At 65.2% G+C, this 21,774-nt stretch carries 14 protein-coding genes; 5 read left to right on the forward strand and 9 right to left on the reverse strand.

Features of this window, described 5'->3' with window-relative positions:
* Positions 1-69: 69 nt before the first annotated feature.
* On the forward strand, positions 70-879 hold the full coding sequence (locus tag AC5Y42_RS09820) for a TylF/MycF/NovP-related O-methyltransferase (protein WP_499897729.1): 810 nt from the start codon (positions 70-72) through the stop codon (positions 877-879).
* A gap of 434 nt (positions 880-1,313) precedes the next feature.
* A complete protein-coding gene (locus AC5Y42_RS09825; protein ID WP_499898108.1) occupies positions 1,314-2,243 on the forward strand; it encodes an FkbM family methyltransferase in 930 nt (309 codons plus the stop codon).
* A 34-nt stretch (positions 2,244-2,277) separates the two neighbouring features.
* Here AC5Y42_RS09825 and pks2 read toward each other — a convergent pair whose 3' ends face one another.
* The gene (pks2, locus tag AC5Y42_RS09830) at positions 2,278-8,562 is read right to left on the reverse strand and encodes a sulfolipid-1 biosynthesis phthioceranic/hydroxyphthioceranic acid synthase (protein WP_499898110.1); all 6,285 of its coding nucleotides are present in this window, start codon (positions 8,560-8,562) and stop codon (positions 2,278-2,280) included.
* A gap of 411 nt (positions 8,563-8,973) precedes the next feature.
* Here pks2 and AC5Y42_RS09835 point away from each other — a divergent pair, with 411 nt between their 5' ends.
* Positions 8,974-10,713 carry an AMP-binding protein gene (locus tag AC5Y42_RS09835; protein WP_499897730.1) on the forward strand — a complete coding sequence of 580 codons (1,740 nt, stop codon included), beginning with the start codon at positions 8,974-8,976 and terminating at the stop codon, positions 10,711-10,713.
* Positions 10,714-10,721: 8 nt separating this feature from the next.
* Here the strand turns inward: AC5Y42_RS09835 and AC5Y42_RS09840 are convergent, their stop codons facing one another.
* From AC5Y42_RS09840 to AC5Y42_RS09860, 5 genes are read right to left on the reverse strand one after another with little or no spacing between them, the layout of a single operon-like run.
* Complete coding sequence (locus tag AC5Y42_RS09840; protein WP_499897731.1) at positions 10,722-12,182, reverse strand: class I adenylate-forming enzyme family protein; 1,461 nt, start codon at positions 12,180-12,182, stop codon at positions 10,722-10,724.
* Complete coding sequence (locus AC5Y42_RS09845) at positions 12,179-13,114, reverse strand: acyl-CoA dehydrogenase family protein (protein ID WP_499897732.1); 936 nt, start codon at positions 13,112-13,114, stop codon at positions 12,179-12,181. Before AC5Y42_RS09845 ends, AC5Y42_RS09840 begins: the two co-directional genes overlap by 4 nt.
* Positions 13,111-14,259: an acyl-CoA dehydrogenase family protein gene (locus AC5Y42_RS09850; protein ID WP_499897734.1), complete on the reverse strand. Its 1,149-nt coding sequence runs from the start codon at positions 14,257-14,259 to the stop codon at positions 13,111-13,113. Before AC5Y42_RS09850 ends, AC5Y42_RS09845 begins: the two co-directional genes overlap by 4 nt.
* Before the next feature lie 2 nt (positions 14,260-14,261).
* A complete protein-coding gene (locus AC5Y42_RS09855) occupies positions 14,262-15,365 on the reverse strand; it encodes an acyl-CoA dehydrogenase family protein (RefSeq protein WP_499897736.1) in 1,104 nt (367 codons plus the stop codon).
* The gene (locus AC5Y42_RS09860; protein ID WP_499897737.1) at positions 15,362-16,432 is read right to left on the reverse strand and encodes an acyl-CoA dehydrogenase family protein; all 1,071 of its coding nucleotides are present in this window, start codon (positions 16,430-16,432) and stop codon (positions 15,362-15,364) included. The genes AC5Y42_RS09855 and AC5Y42_RS09860 overlap by 4 nt, the downstream gene beginning before the upstream one ends.
* Positions 16,433-16,516: 84 nt before the next feature.
* Between AC5Y42_RS09860 and AC5Y42_RS09865 the strand changes: the two genes are divergently transcribed.
* Positions 16,517-17,389 carry an LLM class flavin-dependent oxidoreductase gene (locus AC5Y42_RS09865; protein WP_499897739.1) on the forward strand — a complete coding sequence of 291 codons (873 nt, stop codon included), beginning with the start codon at positions 16,517-16,519 and terminating at the stop codon, positions 17,387-17,389.
* Here the strand turns inward: AC5Y42_RS09865 and AC5Y42_RS09870 are convergent.
* Positions 17,349-18,071 (reverse strand): SDR family oxidoreductase, encoded by a 723-nt coding sequence (locus AC5Y42_RS09870; protein WP_499897741.1) that lies wholly within the window; start codon positions 18,069-18,071, stop codon positions 17,349-17,351. The genes AC5Y42_RS09865 and AC5Y42_RS09870 overlap by 41 nt on opposite strands.
* A gap of 7 nt (positions 18,072-18,078) precedes the next feature.
* Positions 18,079-18,900, reverse strand: a complete 822-nt coding sequence (locus AC5Y42_RS09875) for a FadR/GntR family transcriptional regulator (RefSeq protein ID WP_499897742.1) — start codon at positions 18,898-18,900, stop codon at positions 18,079-18,081.
* A 94-nt stretch (positions 18,901-18,994) separates the two neighbouring features.
* On the opposite strand from AC5Y42_RS09875, the gene AC5Y42_RS09880 reads away from it, so the two are divergent.
* Entirely contained in the window at positions 18,995-21,382 is a 2,388-nt protein-coding gene (locus AC5Y42_RS09880; RefSeq protein WP_499897744.1) for a CaiB/BaiF CoA-transferase family protein, read from the forward strand.
* Here AC5Y42_RS09880 and AC5Y42_RS09885 read toward each other — a convergent pair.
* Positions 21,377-21,640 (reverse strand): hypothetical protein, encoded by a 264-nt coding sequence (locus AC5Y42_RS09885; protein WP_499897746.1) that lies wholly within the window; start codon positions 21,638-21,640, stop codon positions 21,377-21,379. The genes AC5Y42_RS09880 and AC5Y42_RS09885 overlap by 6 nt on opposite strands.
* Positions 21,641-21,774 lie beyond the last annotated feature (134 nt).

Below are 21,774 nucleotides of genomic sequence, written 5' to 3' on the forward strand. Positions count from 1 at the left end.
AAACATACGGCGTCGATGAGAGTCTAAACTCATCGCCCACAGCACTGGCATACGGGATTGGGGACAGTCTTGACGGTGACCGATAGCGACGTGCGATCTCTGTACCTCGACTTGATTCGACGCAACCTCACCAGATACGGGATGCTCGAGCAAATGCCTGGGGGCTGGCCACTGTGGGGACGCTTCCTGTTCAAAACGGGCAACTTCATTCAACCCATGACCATGGGTATAAGCCCGTTCGGTCAGCGCAAGCGCGACTTGGGCCTAGACTGTCCGGCCGAAGCCGAGACGATGATTGGAATGCAGAGACTCACCAGCCTGCAGCACTGCGTTGAGACGGTACTGGCTGACGAGATACCGGGCGACCTGGTCGAATGTGGGGTATGGCGCGGCGGTGCCAGCATTTTGATGCGGGCGGTCCTGGCAGCCTATGGGGATAAGTCGCGATGCGTGTGGTTGGCCGATTCCTTCGAGGGCATGCCGTCCCCGAATCCCGCCAAGTACAAAGCAGATAAGCGGATGAAGTTCGACCGCATGAAGTTCGTACTGGCAGTGCCGGAAACGGAAGTCAGGGCGAATTTCCAGCGCTACAGGCTGTTAGATGACCAGGTCCGCTTTCTTCCTGGTTGGTTCAAAGACACGCTGCACGACGCTCCGATCGATCGCATCGCGGTATTGCGGCTTGATGGCGACCTCTACGAATCCACGATACAAGCGCTCGACGCGCTTTACCCGCGACTGTCGCCCGGTGGTTTCTGCATCATCGATGACTACGTGCTTAAACCGTGTCGGGAAGCTGTCACCGACTACCGCGCGAATCATGGGGTATCCGCAGAGATCATTGACATAGACGGGTGTGGTGCGCTGTGGCGCAAGTAGTTAAGAGATTGGGAGGGCGTAGCGGGCCGGCCTAGGATGTTGCCGAGTCTTGCGGTGGGCAGCGTCGTCACCGGAAGTCAGGAAGTTCTCGAGGAAGATCTCGATTCTCTGCCGTTGTCAAGCCTCTCTGCGATCTAATGGTGTGTGGCTGTCAAAACCGCGAAGAACCAACTCAGCTCGGACACGGCCCAGGGTCGGGTTGAGGATGGAAACGCTATGCCGTTGGGCCACCGGCGATCACCCGGTTTGTCACCGTACCCGGGTATTCGAACTGGGGACACCGAGATAGCCGTTTCGACAGTGCTCTTCTGCGCGTGTGGGACGGGCAATTTCGGTCCGCCGTCGGCGCGTACCGATTTCACGCGTATTGGTCTCTGGAGGGGTGGGCCGGGGAGATGTTCGAGGCGCTGATCCTGCCGCTGTGGCGGCGGTACATGCGATTTCTACAGACCGATAAGGAACACGTCGGTGTCGCCGAGCGTTGGGCGCGAGCGCTGTTGGTGATAGTGCCGTACCTCGCAGTGGCTGTGCCGCTGTGGGTCCGGACCGCTTTTCGGGGACCGCTGACCGTCGACAGCACCAGCGCGGATGGCGTCCATTTTCGATGCCGGGTCCCAGATTTAATCCCGACGTATATCTACCTGTTCGGCACGTGGGAACCTGATCTCTCGGCGTTTCTGCGCCGCCGGCTGCATCCGGGTGACACGTTCGTCGACGTCGGTGCCAATATCGGGTGCATGACCGCACTGGCCGGCAAAATGGTCGGACCGCGCGGCACCGTGGTGGCGATCGAACCGTTACCCGCAGTGATCTCCGAACTGGAGGAGATCGTGGCGAGGAACGACCTGACGAATGTCCGCTTGGTCGCCGCTGCGGCGTCAGATCGCGATCACGAACTCCCGCTTTATGTGGGACCAAGCTACAACATCGGCCTGACCTCGACGGTGGCCCGGCGCGGCCTCCACGAGCAGGGCCGCGCCCGGGCGGCGCCGCTCGGCTCGCTGTTAACCAGCGAGGAGCTTGCGACCGCACGCGTGATCAAGATCGATGTGGAGGGCGCCGAGGACCGCGTGCTCGCCGGCACGCTGGCATCTGTCGATGCCCTTGACGCCGACGTGGAATTGGTGGTTGAACTGTCACCAACATGCTGGGGCGATCCGCAGCTGCGGCCGATTGACGTGCTGCGACCTTTCCTTGAGCGCGGTTTCCATGTCTATCTGCTGCCAAACGATTACGCGCCGTGGCGCTATCTGTGGCCTAGGGATGTCGGCGCTCCGCAGCGGCTCCGCGACCTCGCCACACTGGAGCGGCGCGTATCGCGGCTCGACATCGTGCTGTCACGTCGCGACGCCGATGCGCTGTGACGGCCGTCGATCGCATAAGCCGACGCGTTTGATGTCACACGGCTTCGGCGGGCGCCAGCTTTTCGCAAAGCAGTTCTGCTAAACCGCGAATCGTGCCGATAGTGGTGAGATCCGTCGGATTGAGTCGGATTCCGGTCTCCGTCTCGATACGGGTACGCAACTCGAGCGCGCTGAGCGAGTCAAGCCCGTACTCGGCGAGCGACCGGTCGGGATCGACGCTGCGGCGCAGGATCAGGGCAATTTGATCGGAGATCAGACGCCGTAGCCGGGTTGGCCATTCATCCGCAGACAGTTCGTTGAGTTCGGCACGCAGTTTGCTGGTGGCCGTAGAGCTTTGCCCTACTGAACGGAACGCTTCGGCGAATGGGGTGGATTGGGCGAAGGCGCTCAACCATGGGGCTCCGGTCAACGGCGTATAGCCGGTGTAGGCGCGGTCATGGCGCAGCAGCGCTTCCAATGCGTACGCGCCCTCGTCGGGAGCGATAGCAATGTCGGCTCCCTCCGCCAGGGCGGTGGCGCGCCCGATCTGCGCCCAAGGGCCCCAGGCGATCGCAGTGGCCGGCAGGCCCTGGGCCCGCCGCCATCGGGTGAAGGCGTCCAGCCAGGTGTTGGCCGCGGCGTATGCACCCTGACCGGGTGAGCCCACCAGCGCGGCGGCCGATGAGAACGAACAGAACCAGTCCAACGGTTGGTCGGCGGTCGCGGTGTGCAAGTTCCATGCACCGTAAACCTTTGGCGCCCAGTCACGCTCGACGAGGTCATCAGTGATGTTGGGTAGTGTGGCGTCCTCGATCACGGCTGCCAGATGCAGCACGCCACGGACCGGAAGCCCGGTGGCAGTCGCGGTGGCGACCAATTGCTGCGCGATACCGGGTTCGGCGATATCGGCGCATTCGACCACGACGTCTGCACCAATCGCGCGGATGCATTCGATGGTCTCCAGCACTTCCAGCGTTGGCTGCGAGCGAGCGCACAACACGATACGTCCGCAGCCGGCTGCTGCCATCTTCTCGGCCAAGAACAATCCAAGGCCGCCCAGGCCGCCCGTGATGATGTAAGCGCTGTCGCGGCGGAAGACCTGGGCGTGTGCCGGCGGCACCACAACCCGGCCAGACCCGCTGCGCGGAATGTCGAGCACCAGTTTGCCCGTGTGCTGCGCACCGCTCATCAGCCGAATGGCGGTGGCGGCGTCCGCCAGTGGGTAGTGCGTGCTCTCCGGCATCGGCAAGACACCGTCGGCAGTGAGCTGGTACACCTTTGTCAACAGCTCTCGCATCCGGTCTGGATGGCTATACGACAGCAAACCCAGGTCGAGACCGTAAAACGCGAGGTTGCGCCGGAAGGGGAAAAGCCCTAAACGGCTGTCGCCATAGATGTCTCGCTTGCCGATCTCGACGAATCGTCCGCCCAGCGCAAGTATTTCGATGCCTGCGCGCTGTGCGGCGCCGATCGCCGAGTTCAGCACGATATCGACGCCGTAGCCCTCGGTGTCGCGGCGGATTCCCTCGGCGAAGTCTAGGCTCCGGGAATCGTAGACATGCTCAATACCCATGTCGCGCAGCAATTGCCGTCGCTGCTCGCTACCGGCGGTGGCGAAGATCTCGGCTCCCGCGGCACGGGCGATGGCGATGGCCGCCTGCCCCACCCCCCCGGTTGCCGAATGGATCAAGACCTTGTCGCCGCTTCTGATGTGGGCCAGATCATGTAGGCCGTACCAAGCGGTGGCGTGGGCAGTAGTCACTGAGGCCGCGGACGCATCGGACAGACCGGTCGGCAGGGTAACGGCCAGACGCGAATCACACGTGAGGAAGGTTCCCCAGCAGCCGTTGGCGCTTAGGCCTCCGACATGATCGCCTACTTTATGGTCCGTCACCTCTGGCCCGACCGCGGTCACCACGCCGGCGAAGTCAGTACCGAGTTGCGGCAGCCGCCCTTCGAAGGCAGGGTACCGGCCGAACGCCACGAGTACGTCGGCGAAGTTGATGCTCGAGGCGCTGATCGCGACTTCGATCTCTCCTGGGTTGGGCGGGATACGTTCACAGGCAACGAGTTCCATCGACTCCAAGTCACCCGGTGTACGGATCTGTAGACGGTTGGCGTCGCGCTCATGGTTGGCGACGATGGTTCGCCGCTCTTCGGGGAGCAGCGGGGTGAGAGACAACCGCGCGACGTACCATTGGCCGTTGCGCCAGGCGGTCTCGTCTTCTTCGGACCCGCTGAGCAGTTGCTGCGCCAGTTCCTCGGCGCTGGTGTCGGTATCGACATCGATCTGGGTTGCGCGCAAGTGCGGGTGCTCGGTGCCCATTACCCGCATGAATCCCCGTAGCCCGGCCTGCTCCAGATTGGGTACGTCACGGGCAACCACCGACTGGGCGCTGCGTGTCACGACGTACAGGCGGGGCGGCTGGCCAGGGACCTCAGGCAATTCGCGGGTGATACGCGCTAGATGCTGCACATACTCGCGGCCCCGCAGCGGAGAGTCACGGGCATCGTCGCTGTTTGTCGGTCCGGTGAGGACCACCGCACCGCTGAATCCTCCGGTACGCAACTGGCTGCGCAGCTCATCGCGGTTCGAGGTGTGGTCGGCCTGCAGCGGCCAGCACATGGTGGAGCACTGTGCGCCATAACTTTTCATGACATCGCTCAAGGTGGCGGCTGCCACGTCCGCGGTGGAGCCGGTGCTGATCAGCAGCCAGGACGCGACATCGTCGTGTTCGGCCTCCGGCGATTCTCGTTGCTGCCATTCGATCGTCAGCAGTCGCTCGGTCAGCACACGCTCTTTGTAGGTGCTGTCCGAGACGCCCGTACCCAATTGCAGCCCATGCACGGCGAGCAACACGGCGCCGTGCTCGTCGAGCACGTCGATGTCGGCCTCGATGCCGGACGTGTCGGCTTTGGTCACCCGGGTGTAGCAGTAGTAAGCGTTGCGAGCAGCGCGGTAGGCACGTAGCCGCCGGACGCCCAACGGCAACGCCGCCACGTCCCCGCCAATAGCCTCGACGTCCGGGTGAGCAGCCACGGACTGGAAGCAGGCGTCCAGCAGCGCTGGATGCACGCCGTAAGCGTCTTGCTGCGAGCGGATTTGGCGGGGCAGCGCGACCTCGGCCACCACGGCGCCGTCTCCCGCCTCACCGGAGTGCACGGCAGTAAGGCCGGTGAAGGCCGGACCATATTGAAGACCACGCTCGTCGAGCCGCTTGCGCACCTCGGCGCCTTCTTGGCGATGCGGGAGGGCGGCCAGCAACACGGATGGGTCATGCGCAGGTGACTGGTCATCTGTTGCGGTGTGGAGCAATGCGGCGGCATGGCGCGTTTGTTCACCGCCCCGATTTGTTTCCACCGTGAAGTCGAGGGTGCCTGGTGATGACAATGACGCCGATGCACCGACGGTGGTCTGCTCATCCAGCAGCAGCACCTGCTCGAAGCGGATATCACGAACCTCAGCCCGCTCGCCCAGCACAACGTGGGCGGCCGCCAATGCCATCTCGCAGTAGGCCGCCCCGGGAAGAACAGCCACATTGCGGATTTGGTGATCGCCCAGCCACGGCTGCGCGGCGGTGCCGATTTCGGCCTGCCACACATGGCGTTCCGGTTCCTCCTGCAAACGCACATGCGGACCTAACAGCGGATGTACCGACACGGTGCAGCCACCGTGTACTGGTGATTCCTGAGTCTCGCGGCTCAACAGCAATTGACGGTGCGTCCATGTCGGCAGCGGCACGTCCACGAGTCGCCCGCTCGGGTAGAGCACCGAGAAGTCGACCTCGGCGCCGGTACTGTGCAAATCCGCGAAGAAGTCGCGCAGCCCGTTCGGCAGCGGTTGTTCACGGCGCATGCTAGCCAGCGCGGCCAGCGGCACGTCGAGACCTCGGGCCGTCTGTTCCAGAGCGCTGGTGAGCAGTGGGTGCGGTGCCAACTCTGCGAATACCCGGTAGCCGTCTTCCAACGCGGCCCGCACCGCTGCGGAGAACCGCACCATCTTTCGCATATTGTCCGCCCAATAACCGGCAGTACACACCGGTCGCTCGCGCGGGTCATACAAAGTTGTCGAGTAGAAGGGAACTTGCGGCGTCATTGGTGTGAGTTCGGCGAGCACCTCGGTGAGCTCACCGATGATGGGGTCGACCTGGGGTGAATGGAAGGCGACGTCGGCGGGTACCTCGCGGGCCATCACGCCACGCTGTTCCCAGGCGGCCACCAGGTCGCGAACCGGCTGCGCTGCACCGGAAATCACCGTGGACTCCGGTGAAGCCACTACTGCCAAAACAACATCGTTGATACCGCGGACCGTGAGTTCCGAAAGTACCTGCTGGGCAGGAAGTTGCACCGATGCCGTGGCACCGTTGCCCGCGATGCGAGACATCAAGCGAGACCGGCGGCAGACCACGCGAAGCCCGTCTTCAAGCGAGAGCGCTCCCGCGACGACGGCGGCCGCCGCCTCGCCCAGCGAGTGCCCGATGACCGCGCCGGGGCGTGCCCCGTATGCCTTCATGGTGGCCGCGAGTGCAACCTGAGTGGCGAACAGCGTTGGCTGGATCCGGTCTTGACCGGTGACGATCTGTGGCGCCGACATCGCGTCGGTCACCGAGAACCCGCACTCGTCGGCGATCAGCGGCTCGATCTGGGCGACAGTTGCGGCGAACACCGGTTCGGTCGCCAACAACTCAGCGCCCATCCGAGGCCATTGTGAACCCTGCCCGGAGAACACCCATACCGGGCCTCGATCGTCCTGACCGACCGCGGCCCGATACGGAGTATCGCCGTCGGCAACTTCCCGCAACACTTCGATGAGTTGCGGTCGGCTGCTGGCGATGACGGCAGTACGCACCGGGCGGTGCGCGCGCCGACGCGCCAGGGTGTAGGCCAGATCTGGCAACGCCACATCGTCACGCGCGTCTGCCCAGTCGGCCAACCGGCCGGCGGTCCGGCGCAGTTCGTCGGCCGAGGTGGACGACAGCGGAAACAGCAGGGACGCCGTCGTGGCCTCTGCTGCCTTCCCGTTGTGTTGCGCATGGGTATCGGAAGCTGCGGGAGCTTGCTCCACAATGGCGTGGGCGTTGGTTCCGGAGAACCCGTACGCCGAGACAGCCGCCCGCCGGGGTGTGTGACCGTTAGTGGGCCACGGTGTATTCTCCTGCGGAACAAAGAGACTGGTTTTGATCTCGGCGAGCGCATCGGGTAGCCGGGTGAAATGCAGATTCTGTGGAATCACGCCATGCTGCAGGGCCAGCGCAGCCTTCATCAAGCCCAATGTCCCAGAGGTCGATTGGTTGTGCCCGAAATTGGTCTTTGCGGCCGCCAGCCCGCAGGGCCCGTCGAGGCCGTAGACCTCGGCCAGGCCGGCATATTCAATCGGGTCCCCGGTAGGCGTTCCGGTACCGTGTGTCTCCACCATGCCGACGGTGCTCGCGTCCACACCGGCTTCAGCCAGTGCGGCCCGGTAGGCGGCGACCTGCGCGGGCCGCGATGGTGTGGTGATGGTGACGGTGCGGCCGTCGTTGTTCAGTGCCGTACCGCGCACCACCGCCAAGACTCGGTCACCATCGCGCAGCGCATCCGGTAAGCGCTTGAACAGCATCACCACGCAACCCTCGCCAGGCACGAACCCGTCCGCGGCCACGTCGAATGCATGACAGCGTCCGGTCGGAGACAGCATGCCTCCGGCCGAACCCGAGGCAAACTTCCGCGGGTCCAACGCCACGGCGACGCCGCCGGCCAGCGCAAGGTCGCATTCACCTTCGCGCAGGCTGCGACATGCCATATGCACAGTGACCAGCCCGGACGAACATGCGGCATCCACCGTTACCGCTGGGCCGCGCAAGTCCATCGCGTAGGCGATCCGGCCGGACGCCATGCTGAAGTTGTTCCCAAGGAAGCCGTAGGGCCCCTCCAAGGAATGGGCGTCGGCCGCCAGGAGTTGGTAGTCGCCGTGCGTTAAGCCCACGTACACGCCGGTACGAGATCCGGCGAGGCTCGTCGGGCTGATTCCAGCGTGTTCCGCTGCCTCCCAAGAGGTTTCGAGTAGCAGTCGCTGCTGCGGATCGATCGCGATCGCCTCTGAATCGTTGATGCCGAAGAACTCGGAGTCGAAGCCGGCAATGTCATCGAGGAACGCGCCCCATCTGGACACCGAACGACCTGGCACCCCCGGTTCGGGGTCGTAATACTCGTCGGCGTCCCAGCGGTCCGGCGGAATGTCGGTGACCAGGTCATCGCCGCGCAGCAAAGCTTCCCATAACTGATTCGGCGATTCGATGCCGCCCGGAAGCCGACATGCCATACCGATGACGGCGACGGGAGTAGCAGGTGTGGTGCCCATTGCCGGCGGCTCATCGGCCGACGGTGAACGATGGCCACGATCATCGGTCGCGCCGAATGAATCCATTCCACCTCCCCAGCAAACGCGTGGTGCCCCAGGCCGCCGCTTGACTCAAGGCGCGGGACCCCTCAAATTACCAAGGAAAGCACCTTTGTTTAGGACGAGATGCCGTGCCCGTGTCCTGACGTTCGTGCACGTCAGCGACCTGGGCGGCCGGTTAGAGGCTAGTGTGTGCCGGAAATGCGCAGAGGCGCGTTAGCAGAAACCGTTACCGAAACGTGACCTCTGACGAGCTAACGCGATAATGCGCGCGGACGCGACCTGGTACCGCGTTCCGACGGCGCTACGGCATGCGCGCCGGACTTCGCTATTTCGGGCGTGCCGCCCGGAGGGCACGGTAACCTCTTGTGGGTGGTGGGGGCTTCTGTCTTGACTTTGCTCTGCGAGCGTGCCAGCTTGCAGCCCGATGACGCGGCGTTCACATATGTTGATTACGAACAGGACTGGGCTGGGATTCCGCAGACGCTGACTTGGGCGCGACTGTATCGCAGGTCGCAGAATGTCGCAGACGTGCTGCGATGCTCTGGCTCGATAGGCGACCGCGCTGTGATTATGGCGCCGCAGGGTCTTGACTACATCGTTGCGTTTTTCGGCGCGCTGCAGGCGGGACGGGTCGCCGTTCCGCTTTCGGTTCCGTTAGGCGGCGTCAGCGACGAGCGCGTCAGCTCGGTGCTGCGTGACGCATCGCCGTCAGTCGTTCTCACAACGTCTGCTGCCGCAGGCACGGTAGCCGAGCACATCAAGTCGCAGTCGGACGCATCCGGGCCATCGGTCGTCGAGGTCGACTTGCTAGATCTCGATGCCGCGACCAGATCCGGTGGTAGCGGGGAGAATCATCCGGATACGGCCTATCTGCAGTACACGTCGGGGTCGACGCGGCAGCCGGCCGGGGTCATGATGTCGCATAGAAACGTGGTGGCCAATTTCGGCCAACTCATGTCCAGCTACTTCGCGGATTACGGAGGGCTGCCGCCAGCGGACGGCAGGCTCGTGTCGTGGCTGCCCTTCTACCACGACATGGGTCTATTTATGGGAGTCTGCGCACCGATTCTGGCGGGAGTCCACGCTGTGCTCACCAGCCCGGTGGCGTTTCTGCAGCGGCCGGCCCGGTGGATGCATTTGATGGCAAGCGATTGCCCGTCATTTTCGGCGGGACCGAACTTCGCGTTCGAATTAGCGGTGCGAAAAACATCGGACGAAGACATGGCCGGGCATGACCTCGGGAATGTGCTGGGCATCCTCAATGGAGCCGAACGGGTACACCCGGCCACGCTGCGGCGCTTCACCCAACGGTTCGCCCGCTTCAATCTCAGCGAGGCGGCGATCCGACCGTCATATGGACTGGCGGAAGCGACAGTGTATGTGGCGAACCGCGCAAGTGCCGAACCGCCGACCATCGTGCGCTTCGAATCCGAGAAGCTGACCGCCAGCAAGGCGGAGCGCTGCGAAAGTCGCGGTAGCACAGCGCTGATCAGCTACGGGAGGCCGCAGTCTCCGGTGGTCCGCATCGTCGACCCCGAGACGCGAATCGAGTGCCCGGCTGGAGCGGTCGGAGAGATCTGGGTCCACGGTGACAATGTCGCGGCGGGCTATTGGCAGAAACCGCGCGAGACCGAAGAGACCTTCGCTGGACGGCTTGTCGCTCCTTCGGCCGGTACACCGGAAGGTCCTTGGCTGCGAACCGGCGACCTGGGTTTTTTCTCTGACGATGAGCTGTTCATCATCGGCCGCATCAAGGATCTATTGATCATCTACGGGCGCAACCATTCGCCCGACGACATCGAAGCAACGGTCCAGGAGATCAGTGGGGGCAGGTGCGCGGCGATAGCTGTTCCGGACACAGGCACGGAGAAGCTTGTCGTGATCATTGAAGTCAAAAAGCGGGCCGAGACTGGCGAGGAAGCGCTGGACAAGATCGCCCACATCAAACGTGAAGTCACTTCGGCGATTTCGAACTCGCACGGCGTCAGTGTGTCCGATCTGGTTGTGGTGTCGCCAGGGGCGTTACCGATCACCACAAGCGGCAAGGTCAGGCGAGCGACGTGTGTCGAGCAGTACCGGAACGGAGAGTTCACCCGCATCGACACGTAGTCCCGCGATCACCCGCCCCGAGCTTCGATCATTGCCGACCGGTTGACCTTGGTTGCCGCGGTGCGGGGGATCTGGTCGACGAATTCGACCGTCTTGGGCACTTTGTACGCCGCCAGCCGACTTTTGGCGTAGGTGATCACCTGCTGTTCGGTTAGTGGCGCCCCGAGTTGCACGACGGCGTGTACTCGCCGGCCCCACTGCGGGTCAGCGAGCCCGATGACCACGACGTCGGCGATCGCGTCATGTTCGGCCAGCGCCGATTCGACTTCCGCCGGAAAGACATTGGCACCACCGGTGATGATCATGTCGGCCCGGCGGTCGGCGACGTAGAGATAGCCGTCGGCGTCCAGGTGACCGATATCCCCGGCTGAACGAAACCCGTCCGGCGTCGACGGCAGCGCCGGCGCCCCGCCCAGGTAGCGATAGCCCGCGCTCATCGGCGCGCGCAGATAGATGTCGCCGCGTTCGTCCGGCCCCAATGGATTGCCCTGTGGGTCCAGAATGCGAATCTCGGTGTCACGGAAGCCACGACCGACGCTGCCGGGATGGGTCAGCCACTCGTCGCCGCGCAACGCGGTCAGCCCGAGGTTCTCGGTCATCCCGTAGGCCATCACGACCTGTTCGGGGGACAGCAGCTCGAACCAGGTCAGCAGCAACGCGGGCGGCATGACCGCGGCACCCTGCAGGATCCACACCACACTGGACAAGTCGCGACGGCGGATGTCCGGCAGCGCGGCTATGCGGGCCAGCATCGTCGGCGTGGCAGTGAAATTGGTAATCCGATATTGTTCGATTGCGTCGACAACTATGGGCGCGTCGAACTTTTCGAGAATCACCAATCGGTCTGCGCCCAGCATGTTGTTCAGCGGGGCGAAGCCGTTGGTGTGATACATCGGCCCAGGGACCAGAATTGTTTGCGGCGTATCCACCGACGTCCAGGCCGCCAGAAACGGGGTAGACAACAGCGGTGTCCAGGTTGCCGGCGCCAGGTTGAGGATCACCTTCGGCAAGCCGGTCGACCCGCTACTGCAGATCCCGTTGACCGTTGGCGAGACCACGATCGGCAGCGGCGCGTCGGATTGACCGGCGGCTGACGCGGCCAGCTGTGCCCGGTTGTGCTCGTCGAGCAGAACGGCGGGCTTGATCACGTCGAGTACCCGGGATCGCTCCCAATCAGGCAGGTCCCATCGCATCGGAACGGGAACGGCGCCGATTTTCCAGCATCCCAATGCCGCCAGAACCAGGTGCTCGGAATTGGGGATCCCCAGTGCGACAAGCGAACCGGCCTCGGCACCGGACGCGGTAAGTGCCCGCCCCCATTGGTTGGCGCGTGTGTCCAGTTCGGCGAAGCTCAGCGAGCGCGCAGCACCGTCGGGCGCCAGTGTGATCAAGGCCTGTCCATCGCCGAGTTGCTCGGCGAGTTGCTGGAGCCGCATCCCGAACGGGATACCGTCGTCGGCGCCGCTCATGCCGGCTGCACCACCGAAAACAGGGTCTCCAGATGACCGCTGCGCACATCCGGCATCAACCGGAGCGCGAGCATCTCGCTGCTCGCCGGCAACCGAATCAGCGGTTGAGTGTGGCGATCGAGCACGCTGACATCGGACTCGTCGCAGAACCCCAACGCGCCGAGCAGCTGGTGCGCGGTCCGGAACACCTGCCGGGCGGTGTCAGCAGCCTTGACCCGCAGAACCAGCGCGTCGGACGCACAGAATTGCGTCGATGCCGAGTCAAGTCGCCAGATGGTGTACTTGGCGAGTTCGTCAAGCCCGCGCGCTGCGACCGACGCGTCGGCGATAGTGAAACGGACGGCCTGAAAGTCGGCCAGCGGCTTGCCGAATTGGCTCCGGGCACGAACATGTTCTGCCGCGATCGCCAGCACCTGTTGCACGGCGCCCAGTATTCGCCACGATCCCAGCACCAGATGCAGGACGACGTCGAGGGCGGGCAAGGGGCCGTCGGATCCGGTTACGGTGGCCGGCACCAGAAACGGCCCGAGCTTGGCGTCGGTTCGCGACGACAGCTGCGGACGGTAGCGTCTGCCGTCGAGGTCGCCGGCGATCCACTCGCCGGGCAGATCTCCGTGATCGATCCGCGGCGCGGCCGGATTGACCAGGGCCAGTCGTGCGCCGTCGACGGCCAGCAGCTCCTCGACGAGCGGGTAGGGCAGTGCTGCGGCGCCGGCGGCCCGGCACAGCACCGCGGCCGCCAGCAGGTCGTCCGGCTCTGAACGCACGTCGAGGTCGAACGCACCGACGTCGGTCAATGCGCGTCGGGCTTCCTCGCGGATGGTGTCGTCGGTTTCGGCGCGCAACGCCGCCTGCGGGCCGCCGAGTCGGGCGAAGCGTTTGGCCGCGACCGTGGCGAATTCTTGAATGTCTTCCGGCAGAGCGGTGTTCACCGATGTTCTCCCAAGACCTCTCGTGCCACGAGCATGCGTTGTACCTCGATGGTTCCGGACGCCACGGTTGCGGCCTGAGCGTAGCGCCAATGGTCTTCGGCCGCCCCGTGCAGCCGGGCCGCAGCACCGCTGTCCAGAGCTGACGGCCCTAAGACGTCGAACAACAATTCGGCCACCTGCTGATCGCACGTGGTGGTGGCGATGCGCGCGGCGCTGGCAGCGGCGCCCGCCGACGGATCGTCCTGCAGCGATACCGCCCGGTAGGCCAGCAGCCGGGCCACCCGCAAGTCGATGAGCGCTCGCACCCAGCGGGCGCGGATGGATTCGGGCAACCGGTCCCAGTCGTCGCCGAGTTCGGCCTGGAGCCGGTCGAGTAGCGATTCGCAACGGGCATACCGGGCGATCCCGACCCGCTCGAATGCCAGCGCCTCGCGCATTACCCGCCAGCCGGCACCGACTTCGCCCAGGACCTCGCCGGGAAACACCCGCACATCGTCGAGGAAAACCTCGTTGAGGTGGTGCGGCCCCAGCATCGACCGGATCGGGCGCACCGTGATGCCCGGCCGGTCCATCGGTAGGAGGAACAGCGTCAGGCGTTGGGGCTTCGGTGCATCGGGGTCGGTGCAGGCCGCCAGTACGCACCACGACGCCATCTGCGCGTAGGACGTCCAGACCTTCTGGCCGGTGATGCGCCAGCCGTCGCCGTCGGGGACGGCGCGGGTGCGCAGCGACGCAAGGTCCGTTCCGGCTTCCGGTTCGGAAAAGCCCTGGCACCAGATGACTTCCCCGGCAGCGATCGCGGACAAATGACGGGCCTTCTGCTCGGGCGTCCCGTAACGCATCACTGCGGGGCCGACCCAGTTGATACCCATGTACTGCGCACCACGGGGTTCGTGGTGCGCCCACATCTCCTCGCGCAGCACGGTCTGCTGCCAGGTCGAACCGCCGCCGCCGCCATGTTCTTTCGGCCAGGCCAATGCCAGCAGCCCGCTGGAAGCCAGAAGTTTGCAAAACGACTCGGTAGTCGCCAGGTCGCGGGGATCGTCGGTGCAGGCTCCCAGGAAGCCGTTGGGGATATGCGCGGAAATCAATTCCCGCAGGCGCTGTCTGAGGTCGGCGGCGCCCACGCCAAGGTCGTAATCCATCCTCATCCCTTCGGCAGCCCGAGCAGCCGCTCGGCGATGATGTTGCGCTGGACCTCGGATGTTCCCCCGTAAATGGTGGCGGCCAGGGCGTCTTGTCGTTCGAACAGCAGGTCCGGATCGCCGATCGACTCCGGTCCGCCTGCCGCTGCGCTCAATTCCCAAACACGTTGCAACGTCACCGATCCGAGCAGTTTGAGAATGCCGGCTTCCGGGGACGCCCGGTTGGCCAGTTCATTCTGGAGCGCCCGGTATCCGGTGGCGCGCAGCGCCTCGGCGTCGGCGAGCAATGAGCCGAGTTCGCTGAAGATGTCGTCGCCTTCGGCGCCCCGGATGGACGCCAGACCGCGGTGGATCTCGACCCAGTTCATGATCCAGATCATTTGTCGCTCGTGCTGCAGCGACGCCAATGCGACCTGCCAGCCGCCGTTGCACGGGCCCAACAGATCGGCCACCGGCACTTCGACGTCGTCGAGGAAGACCTCACAGAACGTCTCGTCAGAGATCGACGCCATGCGGATGGGCTCGATTCGTACGCCGGGCGAGTGCAGATCCAAAATCAGGCAGGAGATCCCACGGTGTTTGGGTGCTGCCGGGTCGGTGCGCGCGTACAGCGTGCACCACCGCGACAGGTGCGCCTGGGTGGTCCAGATCTTGTGACCGTTGACCCGGAACACGTCGCCGACACGTTCGGCGCGAGTGCGCAGCCCGGCGAAGTCGGATCCGGCTTCCGGCTCGGACATGCCCAGCGCCCACCACTCGTCGCCGCGCAACAGCGGTACCAGCAGCCGGTCGATCTGCTCGGGTGTGCCGAACTGGCGGATCGCCGGTGCGGCGACGTTGGGGCCGGCGATGTTGGGCAGCTTGGGTGCAGAGCGCATTGCTGCCTCGAGCCGGATTTCCATCGCATCGCGCAGCCCCAGCGAGCGTCCGCCGTGTTCGCGCGGCCAGGTCGGCTGCAGCCAGCCGGCCTCGAACGCGGCCCGCTGATAGTCGCGGCGCAGCGTCAAGTCCCAGCGGTATTCGCGATAGCGCTCGGTATAGTCGTCCGGCAGGAAATCGGTTAGCCAGCAGGCGAATTCCGTGACAACATCGCTCGGCGTCGTCATGCGGCGTCTCCGGCGAAATGGCGGCCGACGGCGTGGTAGAGCGCACGGGAGTCGCCCAGCGCGGCGGCACCCTGCCACGCGTGCCGCAGATACAAATGAATGTCGTGCTCCCAGGTCTGCGCGATCGCGCCGTGCACCTGAACCGCCGTCCGCGAGCAGTTGACAGCAGCGTCACCGGCGGCCGCTTTGGCCAGCGCCGCGGCGGTCCAGCCGGCGGCCGGCGTGACGTCGGGATCGTCGAGGCGGGCGGCCGCGGCATAGGTGAGGCTGCGTGCGCGCTCCAGGCTGACGTAGTTGTCGGCCAGCGCATGCTTGACACCCTGAAAGGCACCGATCGGCTTGCCGAATTGCCGCCGGGCCTTGGCATGCTCGACGGATCGGGCCAGCACGGCGCTGGCCACGCCGACCAAGTCGGCGGCGGCAGCCAGCAGCGGCAGCGCCAGCGCAGATTCGACGTTTACCGGTGCGACGGCCACCGGTGTCGTGTCGATCTCGACGTCGGCGACCGGTTGGGCGGCGTTGACGCAATCGAGCGGTTTCGCCGTGACGCCAACGCCGGTGCGCGCGACCGCGGCGACGACTCCGTCTGCTGAGGTGGCCAAAGTGACCACCAGTTCCGCGCGGGGCAGGTCGGCGACGGCGACCGCCCGTCCCTGCAACCGGCCCTGCTGCAGTGTCATCGGCACACCGGGCAGCCGCTTCCCGGGCTCGTGAACGGCCAGCGCGGCGACGACGCCGCCGCTGATGTCACGCAGCACGTCGTCGATTGCCGAGCCGGCGGCACGCAACACCCCCGCGGCGAATCCGACGCTGGACAGCAACGGAATCGGCGCGATAGCGGCCCCGCACTCTTCCAGCACCACCGCCAAGTCGAGACTGCCGTAGTCGCCTGCATCCGATGCAGCCAGTTCCGTCCAACCCAGGTCGACGACGGTTTTCCACAAAGTGCGCCAGCGTTCCGGGTCGGTCATTGCCTGGCGGACGACGGCGGTGGGGCACTCGGTCTGCAGGACGTCATGCACGGTGTCGCGCAGCGCTAGCTGCCCGGGATTCAGCCCGACGTCCATGATGCCTAACATAGCAAAGATAGCAAACTAGCTGAATACCGTTGCTCGTACGACGGGCAACGGAACGTCGTATGGTGGTCAGCCATGGTCGAGTGGTTTTTGTTCCTGCCGCAACTGCGGTTGCCGATTGCCGACATTGTGGATCGCGCCCGCCGCGCCGAGGCCAGCGGGTTCGACGGCATCGCATTCATCGACCACCTCGAGGCGCCCGGGTTGCCCAACGAAAGCATTTGGGAGGCAATGACTGTCGCAACGTGGGTAGCTGCCGCAACCGAGCGGCTGCGGATCGGTCACCTCGTGCTCTGTGACGCCTTTCGGCATCCGGCGGTACTGGCCAAGCAAGCCGTCACGCTCTCAGCCGCCTCGAACGGGCGATTTGAGCTTGGCCTCGGCTCAGGGTCTTGGCCCGCCGAGTTCGCCAGGTTCGATGTCGGCCAGCAAGATCCGGTCGCCCGAGTCGAGCAACTCGGGCGCCACCTCGAGTTGATCACGCAGTACTGGGGACGTGGCGATGACGCCGACCGTAGCCAGCAGCCACGGCCTGAACATCCCATCCCGTTGGTTCTCGGCGGCACGGGACGACGTACGATGAAACTCGTTCGCCAATACGCGGATTGGTGGAACGTGCCCGCCAGCCACATTGATCGGTTGCCGCAGCTGGCGCCCGACGCGTCACCGGCACGGGTGTCGGCACAGCAGATGGTGGGTTTCGTGCGCGACGGCACCGACGCGGCCGCGGTGCGCGAGGTGAGCACTCGGCGGTTCGGCTACCTGGGCCCGGGCCTGGTCTGCGGCGACGCCGGTGAGCTGATCGGGCATTTCGCCGGCCTCGCCGCCCTGGGCGTCGAGCGCTTCTACGTGTGGTTCGCCGACTTCGCCGCTCCCGAATCGCTGCACGAATTCGGCGAATCGGTGATCAGCGCCCTTCCTGCGCGGCGCGCCGGCGAGCCTCGGTAGGCACCACCGGATCGCGGGCGAACGGACCTCGACGTACGGCGTTCAGCCGTATCTCCGGTACATCCACCGACGGGTCCACGGTGTCGAGCCAGGCGACAGTTTCGGCGACGTCGGCGACCTGGATGGCGTACATCTCGAACGGAACATCCTGCAGCATCTCGGTTTCCACCGGCCCCGGCGTCACGATATGAACACAGACGCCGTCCCGGTCGACTTCGAGTGCCAGCGCCCGGGCGAACGCGTTCATCCCGGCTTTGGATGCCGAGTAGGCGGTACGGGCCATCATCGGCTCGTGTGCGGCGGACGAGGAAATGAACACCAGTCGCGAGCCGGCTCGCATCCGCGGCAGGACGGCGGCGGTCACCACGAAACAGGAGTCCAGGTTCGCTGACATGATCGCCCGCCACTGCTCGAATGTCTGCTTGCGCGCGTAGGTGCCACCGAGCGTTCCGGCCGCGTGCACGACCAGATCGATCCGCCCCAGGGGAGCTATCGCTTGCTCGAACCCAACCGGATCGGCGGCGTCGGCAGCGATGTAGCGTGCTCCGATCTCGTCGGCTGCGGCCCGTAACGGGGCTTCGCGGCGCGCAGTGAGCACCACGTCGTAGCCGTCCTCGGAAAGCTTGCGAGCGCAGGCTTTGCCGATTCCGCCGCTACCGCCGGTGACCAGTGCGGTGCGCATGGGCGCCTCAGAGATGGCGACTCTCCCGCGGCCGGGACAGAGCCTGCGGCGACAACGCATAGATCCGGTGGTCGTCGCGACCGGTCAGCACATAGGTCTGGGTGTCAACGACATGCCGGGCGGCGATACGACGGGCCCGGTCGACATCGCCCGTTTCGATCGAATCGGTCAATTTGATATGCGTGTTGAGCACCGCGCGGCGTTTGGTCAGCGACGGATAAGTGCCCATGGCAGTACTTTCCTCGGCCCACTGTTGTTCGTGGCTGGTCCACAACGTCTCGAGGCTGCCGACCACCGCGAGCATGGTGTGGTTCCCGCAGCCGCGAACGAGAAGGTTGTGAAACTGGCGGCCGATTTCGGTGAATTGGCCGCCGTCGTCGAGGTGGGCGGCCATCGCGTCGTTGACCTTTTTGAGTTCGGGCACCACGGTGTCGGCGCGGTCGGGCCGTTGGGCGGCCAGTGCCGCGCAGACCGGTTCGAGCTCACGTAGCGCCGCGCCCAGGTCGGCGAGACCGACGTTCTCGCTTTGCAGCAAGAGCCCGAGCATGTAGGCGGCACTGGTTTTCGCCGGTGCATGCACGACGGCGCCGCCCCGGTTGCCGCGGCGCACCGACACCAACCCCTCGGTCTCCAGAATGCGCAGCGCCTCACGCAGCGAGACCAAGCTGACGTTGAACTGCTCGACGAGCACTTCCTGGCGCGGCAGCAGGTCACCGTCGGCCAATTCACCGTCGATGATCTGGCGTCGCAACTCGTCGGCGACGATCTCGGCGATCCTCGGCGCCGACAACCGGCGTCGGGCCTCAGGGCCAATTCCGAGTGCTGTCATACGATTCCAGCAGCGAATGATCCGACGAAGCGCACGGCCGCCACCCCGCGAACTCCATTGGGTGCAATCTTAGCAGTAATGGCACAATAGCCAGGTGGACGAGAGGCCGGACCGTCGTCCGACACCGTTGGCCGACCTGCGCGTTGTCGAAATCAGTGATCGGATTGCCGGCAGTTATTGCGGGAAGCTGTTGATCGACGCCGGCGCGGATGTCCGCAAAATCGAGGCGCCGCAGGGAGATCCGATCCGGCGGTTCAGTGCCAGCCATTCGCCGTTGCCGGACGGGACCGACGCACCGCTGTTCGGCTACCTCAACGCAGGCAAGCGCAGTCTGACGCTGCCGCCTGGCGACAGCCGAATTCATGCTGAACTCGCCGGCGCCGACATTGTGGTACTGGCGATTGCCCGGTCGAAGGCGTACGAGTTAGGCGTCGATCCGCAGAATTTGCTGGCCGAGTGTCCGCACGCCGTGCTGGTCACCATCACCGACTTCGGATGGAGCGGCCCCTACGCTGAGCGCGCCGCCAGCGAATTCACCCTGCAGGCGTGGGCCGGCTCGCCCGGCTTCCGGGGTGACCCAGCCGGGCCGCCGATCGCGATCGGCGGCGACGTGGGGGAGTACATGGGCGGGGTGTTCGCCGCGTTCGGCGCGCTGGCGGTGCGCCGCCGGGTCGAGCGCGGCGGAGCCGGTGAGCACCTTGACCTTTCGATGCTCGAAGCGATGACGCTGATGCAGAGCGGTGAATGGCTGCACTCGCAGTTGCTGCAGGTGCCACCGGTCAAGCGTACCGTCGAGGTCCCGTCGATCGAACCGGCCAAAGACGGCTACGTGGGAATCACCATGGTCACCGGCCAGCAGTGGCTCGATTTCGCTGCGATGGTGGACAGCCCGGAGTTGACCGAGATCCCGCAACTGCGGTTCCAGATCGGTCGGTGGGAATACCGTGATCTGATCCGCGAACGGATCCGTCCGTGGTTTGCCGAACGCAGCGTCGACGAGATCGTCGAACTCGGGCAGCTGTTCCGGCTGCCGATCGCCGAATTGGGCAATGGCTCGACCATCCGCGACCTGGCCTACGTGACCGCCCGTGAAGTGTTCGTACGCAATCCGGCCGGGTTTCACCAGCCGCGCCCGCCTTGGTTGATGTCGCGGTGCCAGCCGGCACCGGTGCGCGGCATACCTGGACTCGGCGAAGCGAACGACCAACCACCTTGGCCCAAGCGCGAACCCGGTGCGCGGCAGGCGGATCACCGGTTGCCACTCGACGGTGTCCGGGTGGTTGACCTGACCGCGTTCTGGGCCGGGCCCGCCGCGACGCATCTGCTAGCCGCATTCGGCGCCGACGTCATCAAGGTGGAGTCGATCCAGCGGCCGGACGGCATCCGGTACTCGGGCGGGATGCGCACCGACGTCGAGGACTGGTGGGAATACGGCTGGGTGTTTCACGCGATGAACACCAACAAGCGCTCGGTGACCCTCGATCTCGAATCGGACGAGGGCCGTCGCCTGTTCACGACGCTGGTGGCGGGCGCCGACGTCGTGATCGAGAACTTCTCCCCCCGGGTGATGGACCACTTCGGGCTCACCGCCGAGGCACTGCTGGCCGTCAACCCGAAGCTGGTCGTTGCCCGGATGCCGGCGTTCGGCCTTGACGGACCGTGGCGCGACCGGGTCGGTTTCGCGCCCACCATGGAGCAGATCGGCGGCTTGGCGTGGGTGACCGGACTGCCCGACGGCCCGCCGGTCCCGCCGCGCGGCGCCTGCGATCCGCTGGCCGGTATCCACGCCGCCTTCGCCGTGCTGGCGGCTCTGGCATTCGCCGAAGGTACCGGGGCCGGCCAACTCGTAGAGCTGCCGATGGTGGAAACGGTGTTGAACACCACCGCGATTCAGCCGATGGAAGCCGAGGTCTTCGGCGTGACGCTGAGCCGCCAGGGCAACCGCGGTCATAGCTGGGCCATCCAAAACCTCTACCGTTGCCTCGGGGACGACGACTGGATTGCGGTCACCGTGAGCACTGATGAGCAGTGGCGGGCGCTGGTCGAGCTGATGGGTCGACCGGCCTGGTCCGACGAGCCGAGCCTGGCCACTGTCGGCGACCGCAGGGAGCGGTGCGACGACATCGATCGCCGGCTGGCCGACTGGTTCGCCGACCAGGAGTTACGCTCCGCGGTCGAACAATTGGCGGGGGCGGGCATTCCTGCCGCACCGGTCGTGTCGCCATCGTTGGTGACCGAGAACCCGCAATTGATCGAGCGGGGATTCTTCGAGGCGCTAGATCACCGGCGCACCGGCACCGGCTGGTATCCGCGTCCGCCGTTCGCCCCGCTTACCGGGGAACGCCGCTGGCTGTTGAGCGCTCCGCCGACCCTCGGCGAGCACAACGAAGAAATATTGCGCGACCGGTGTGGACTCACCGACGCTGACCTCGCCCGTCTGAGGTCGGCCGGAGTGATCGGGACCAGGCCCAAAGGATTATGACGCGGGCGAGTTGAACGTTGGTTTGGCCGTCAACATCACCGGGATGCGAAGCGTTTTGCCGCCGGCGACCGGGACCCGGATGCCGAAGTACACGACGTGCACATCGAGGTTCAGTTCCAGCCGCATCTCTCGCAAGGGCTGGGTCTGGATTCCCAGGTTCAGTTCCCGCAAGCGCGCCAGTCCACGCCCGGTGGACTCGCTCGGAACCCCCGGATTGGGATCCGTCGGTTTGCCCTTCTTCGCGGTCGGCGTTGTCATGCCGCAACTCTACTCTTTAGGAAAGCTACAGATCGATGCAACCCGCTCTGAGCAGCGGTTATGCACCTGCCCTGCCGCTCATTGTGGGTTCTGCCAATATCCTCGATGATGGTGAAGTGAGCGACGGACCCCAG

This window comes from Mycobacterium sp. NGS48 (assembly GCF_059812585.1).

Bases quoted from the DNA above. Each gene is read 5' to 3' on its own strand.
- AC5Y42_RS09825 (WP_499898108.1), top strand. From the start codon at position 1,314: ATGCGATTTCTACAGACCGATAAGGAACACGTCGGTGTCGCCGAGCGT.
- pks2 (WP_499898110.1), bottom strand. From the start codon at position 8,562: ATGGGCACCACACCTGCTACTCCCGTCGCCGTCATCGGTATGGCATGT.
- AC5Y42_RS09840 (WP_499897731.1), bottom strand. From the start codon at position 12,182: ATGAGCGGCGCCGACGACGGTATCCCGTTCGGGATGCGGCTCCAGCAA.
- AC5Y42_RS09850 (WP_499897734.1), bottom strand. From the start codon at position 14,259: ATGGATTACGACCTTGGCGTGGGCGCCGCCGACCTCAGACAGCGCCTG.
- AC5Y42_RS09855 (WP_499897736.1), bottom strand. From the start codon at position 15,365: ATGACGACGCCGAGCGATGTTGTCACGGAATTCGCCTGCTGGCTAACC.
- AC5Y42_RS09860 (WP_499897737.1), bottom strand. From the start codon at position 16,432: ATGGACGTCGGGCTGAATCCCGGGCAGCTAGCGCTGCGCGACACCGTG.
- AC5Y42_RS09865 (WP_499897739.1), top strand. From the start codon at position 16,517: ATGGTCGAGTGGTTTTTGTTCCTGCCGCAACTGCGGTTGCCGATTGCC.
- AC5Y42_RS09870 (WP_499897741.1), bottom strand. From the start codon at position 18,071: ATGCGCACCGCACTGGTCACCGGCGGTAGCGGCGGAATCGGCAAAGCC.
- AC5Y42_RS09875 (WP_499897742.1), bottom strand. From the start codon at position 18,900: ATGACAGCACTCGGAATTGGCCCTGAGGCCCGACGCCGGTTGTCGGCG.
- AC5Y42_RS09885 (WP_499897746.1), bottom strand. From the start codon at position 21,640: ATGACAACGCCGACCGCGAAGAAGGGCAAACCGACGGATCCCAATCCG.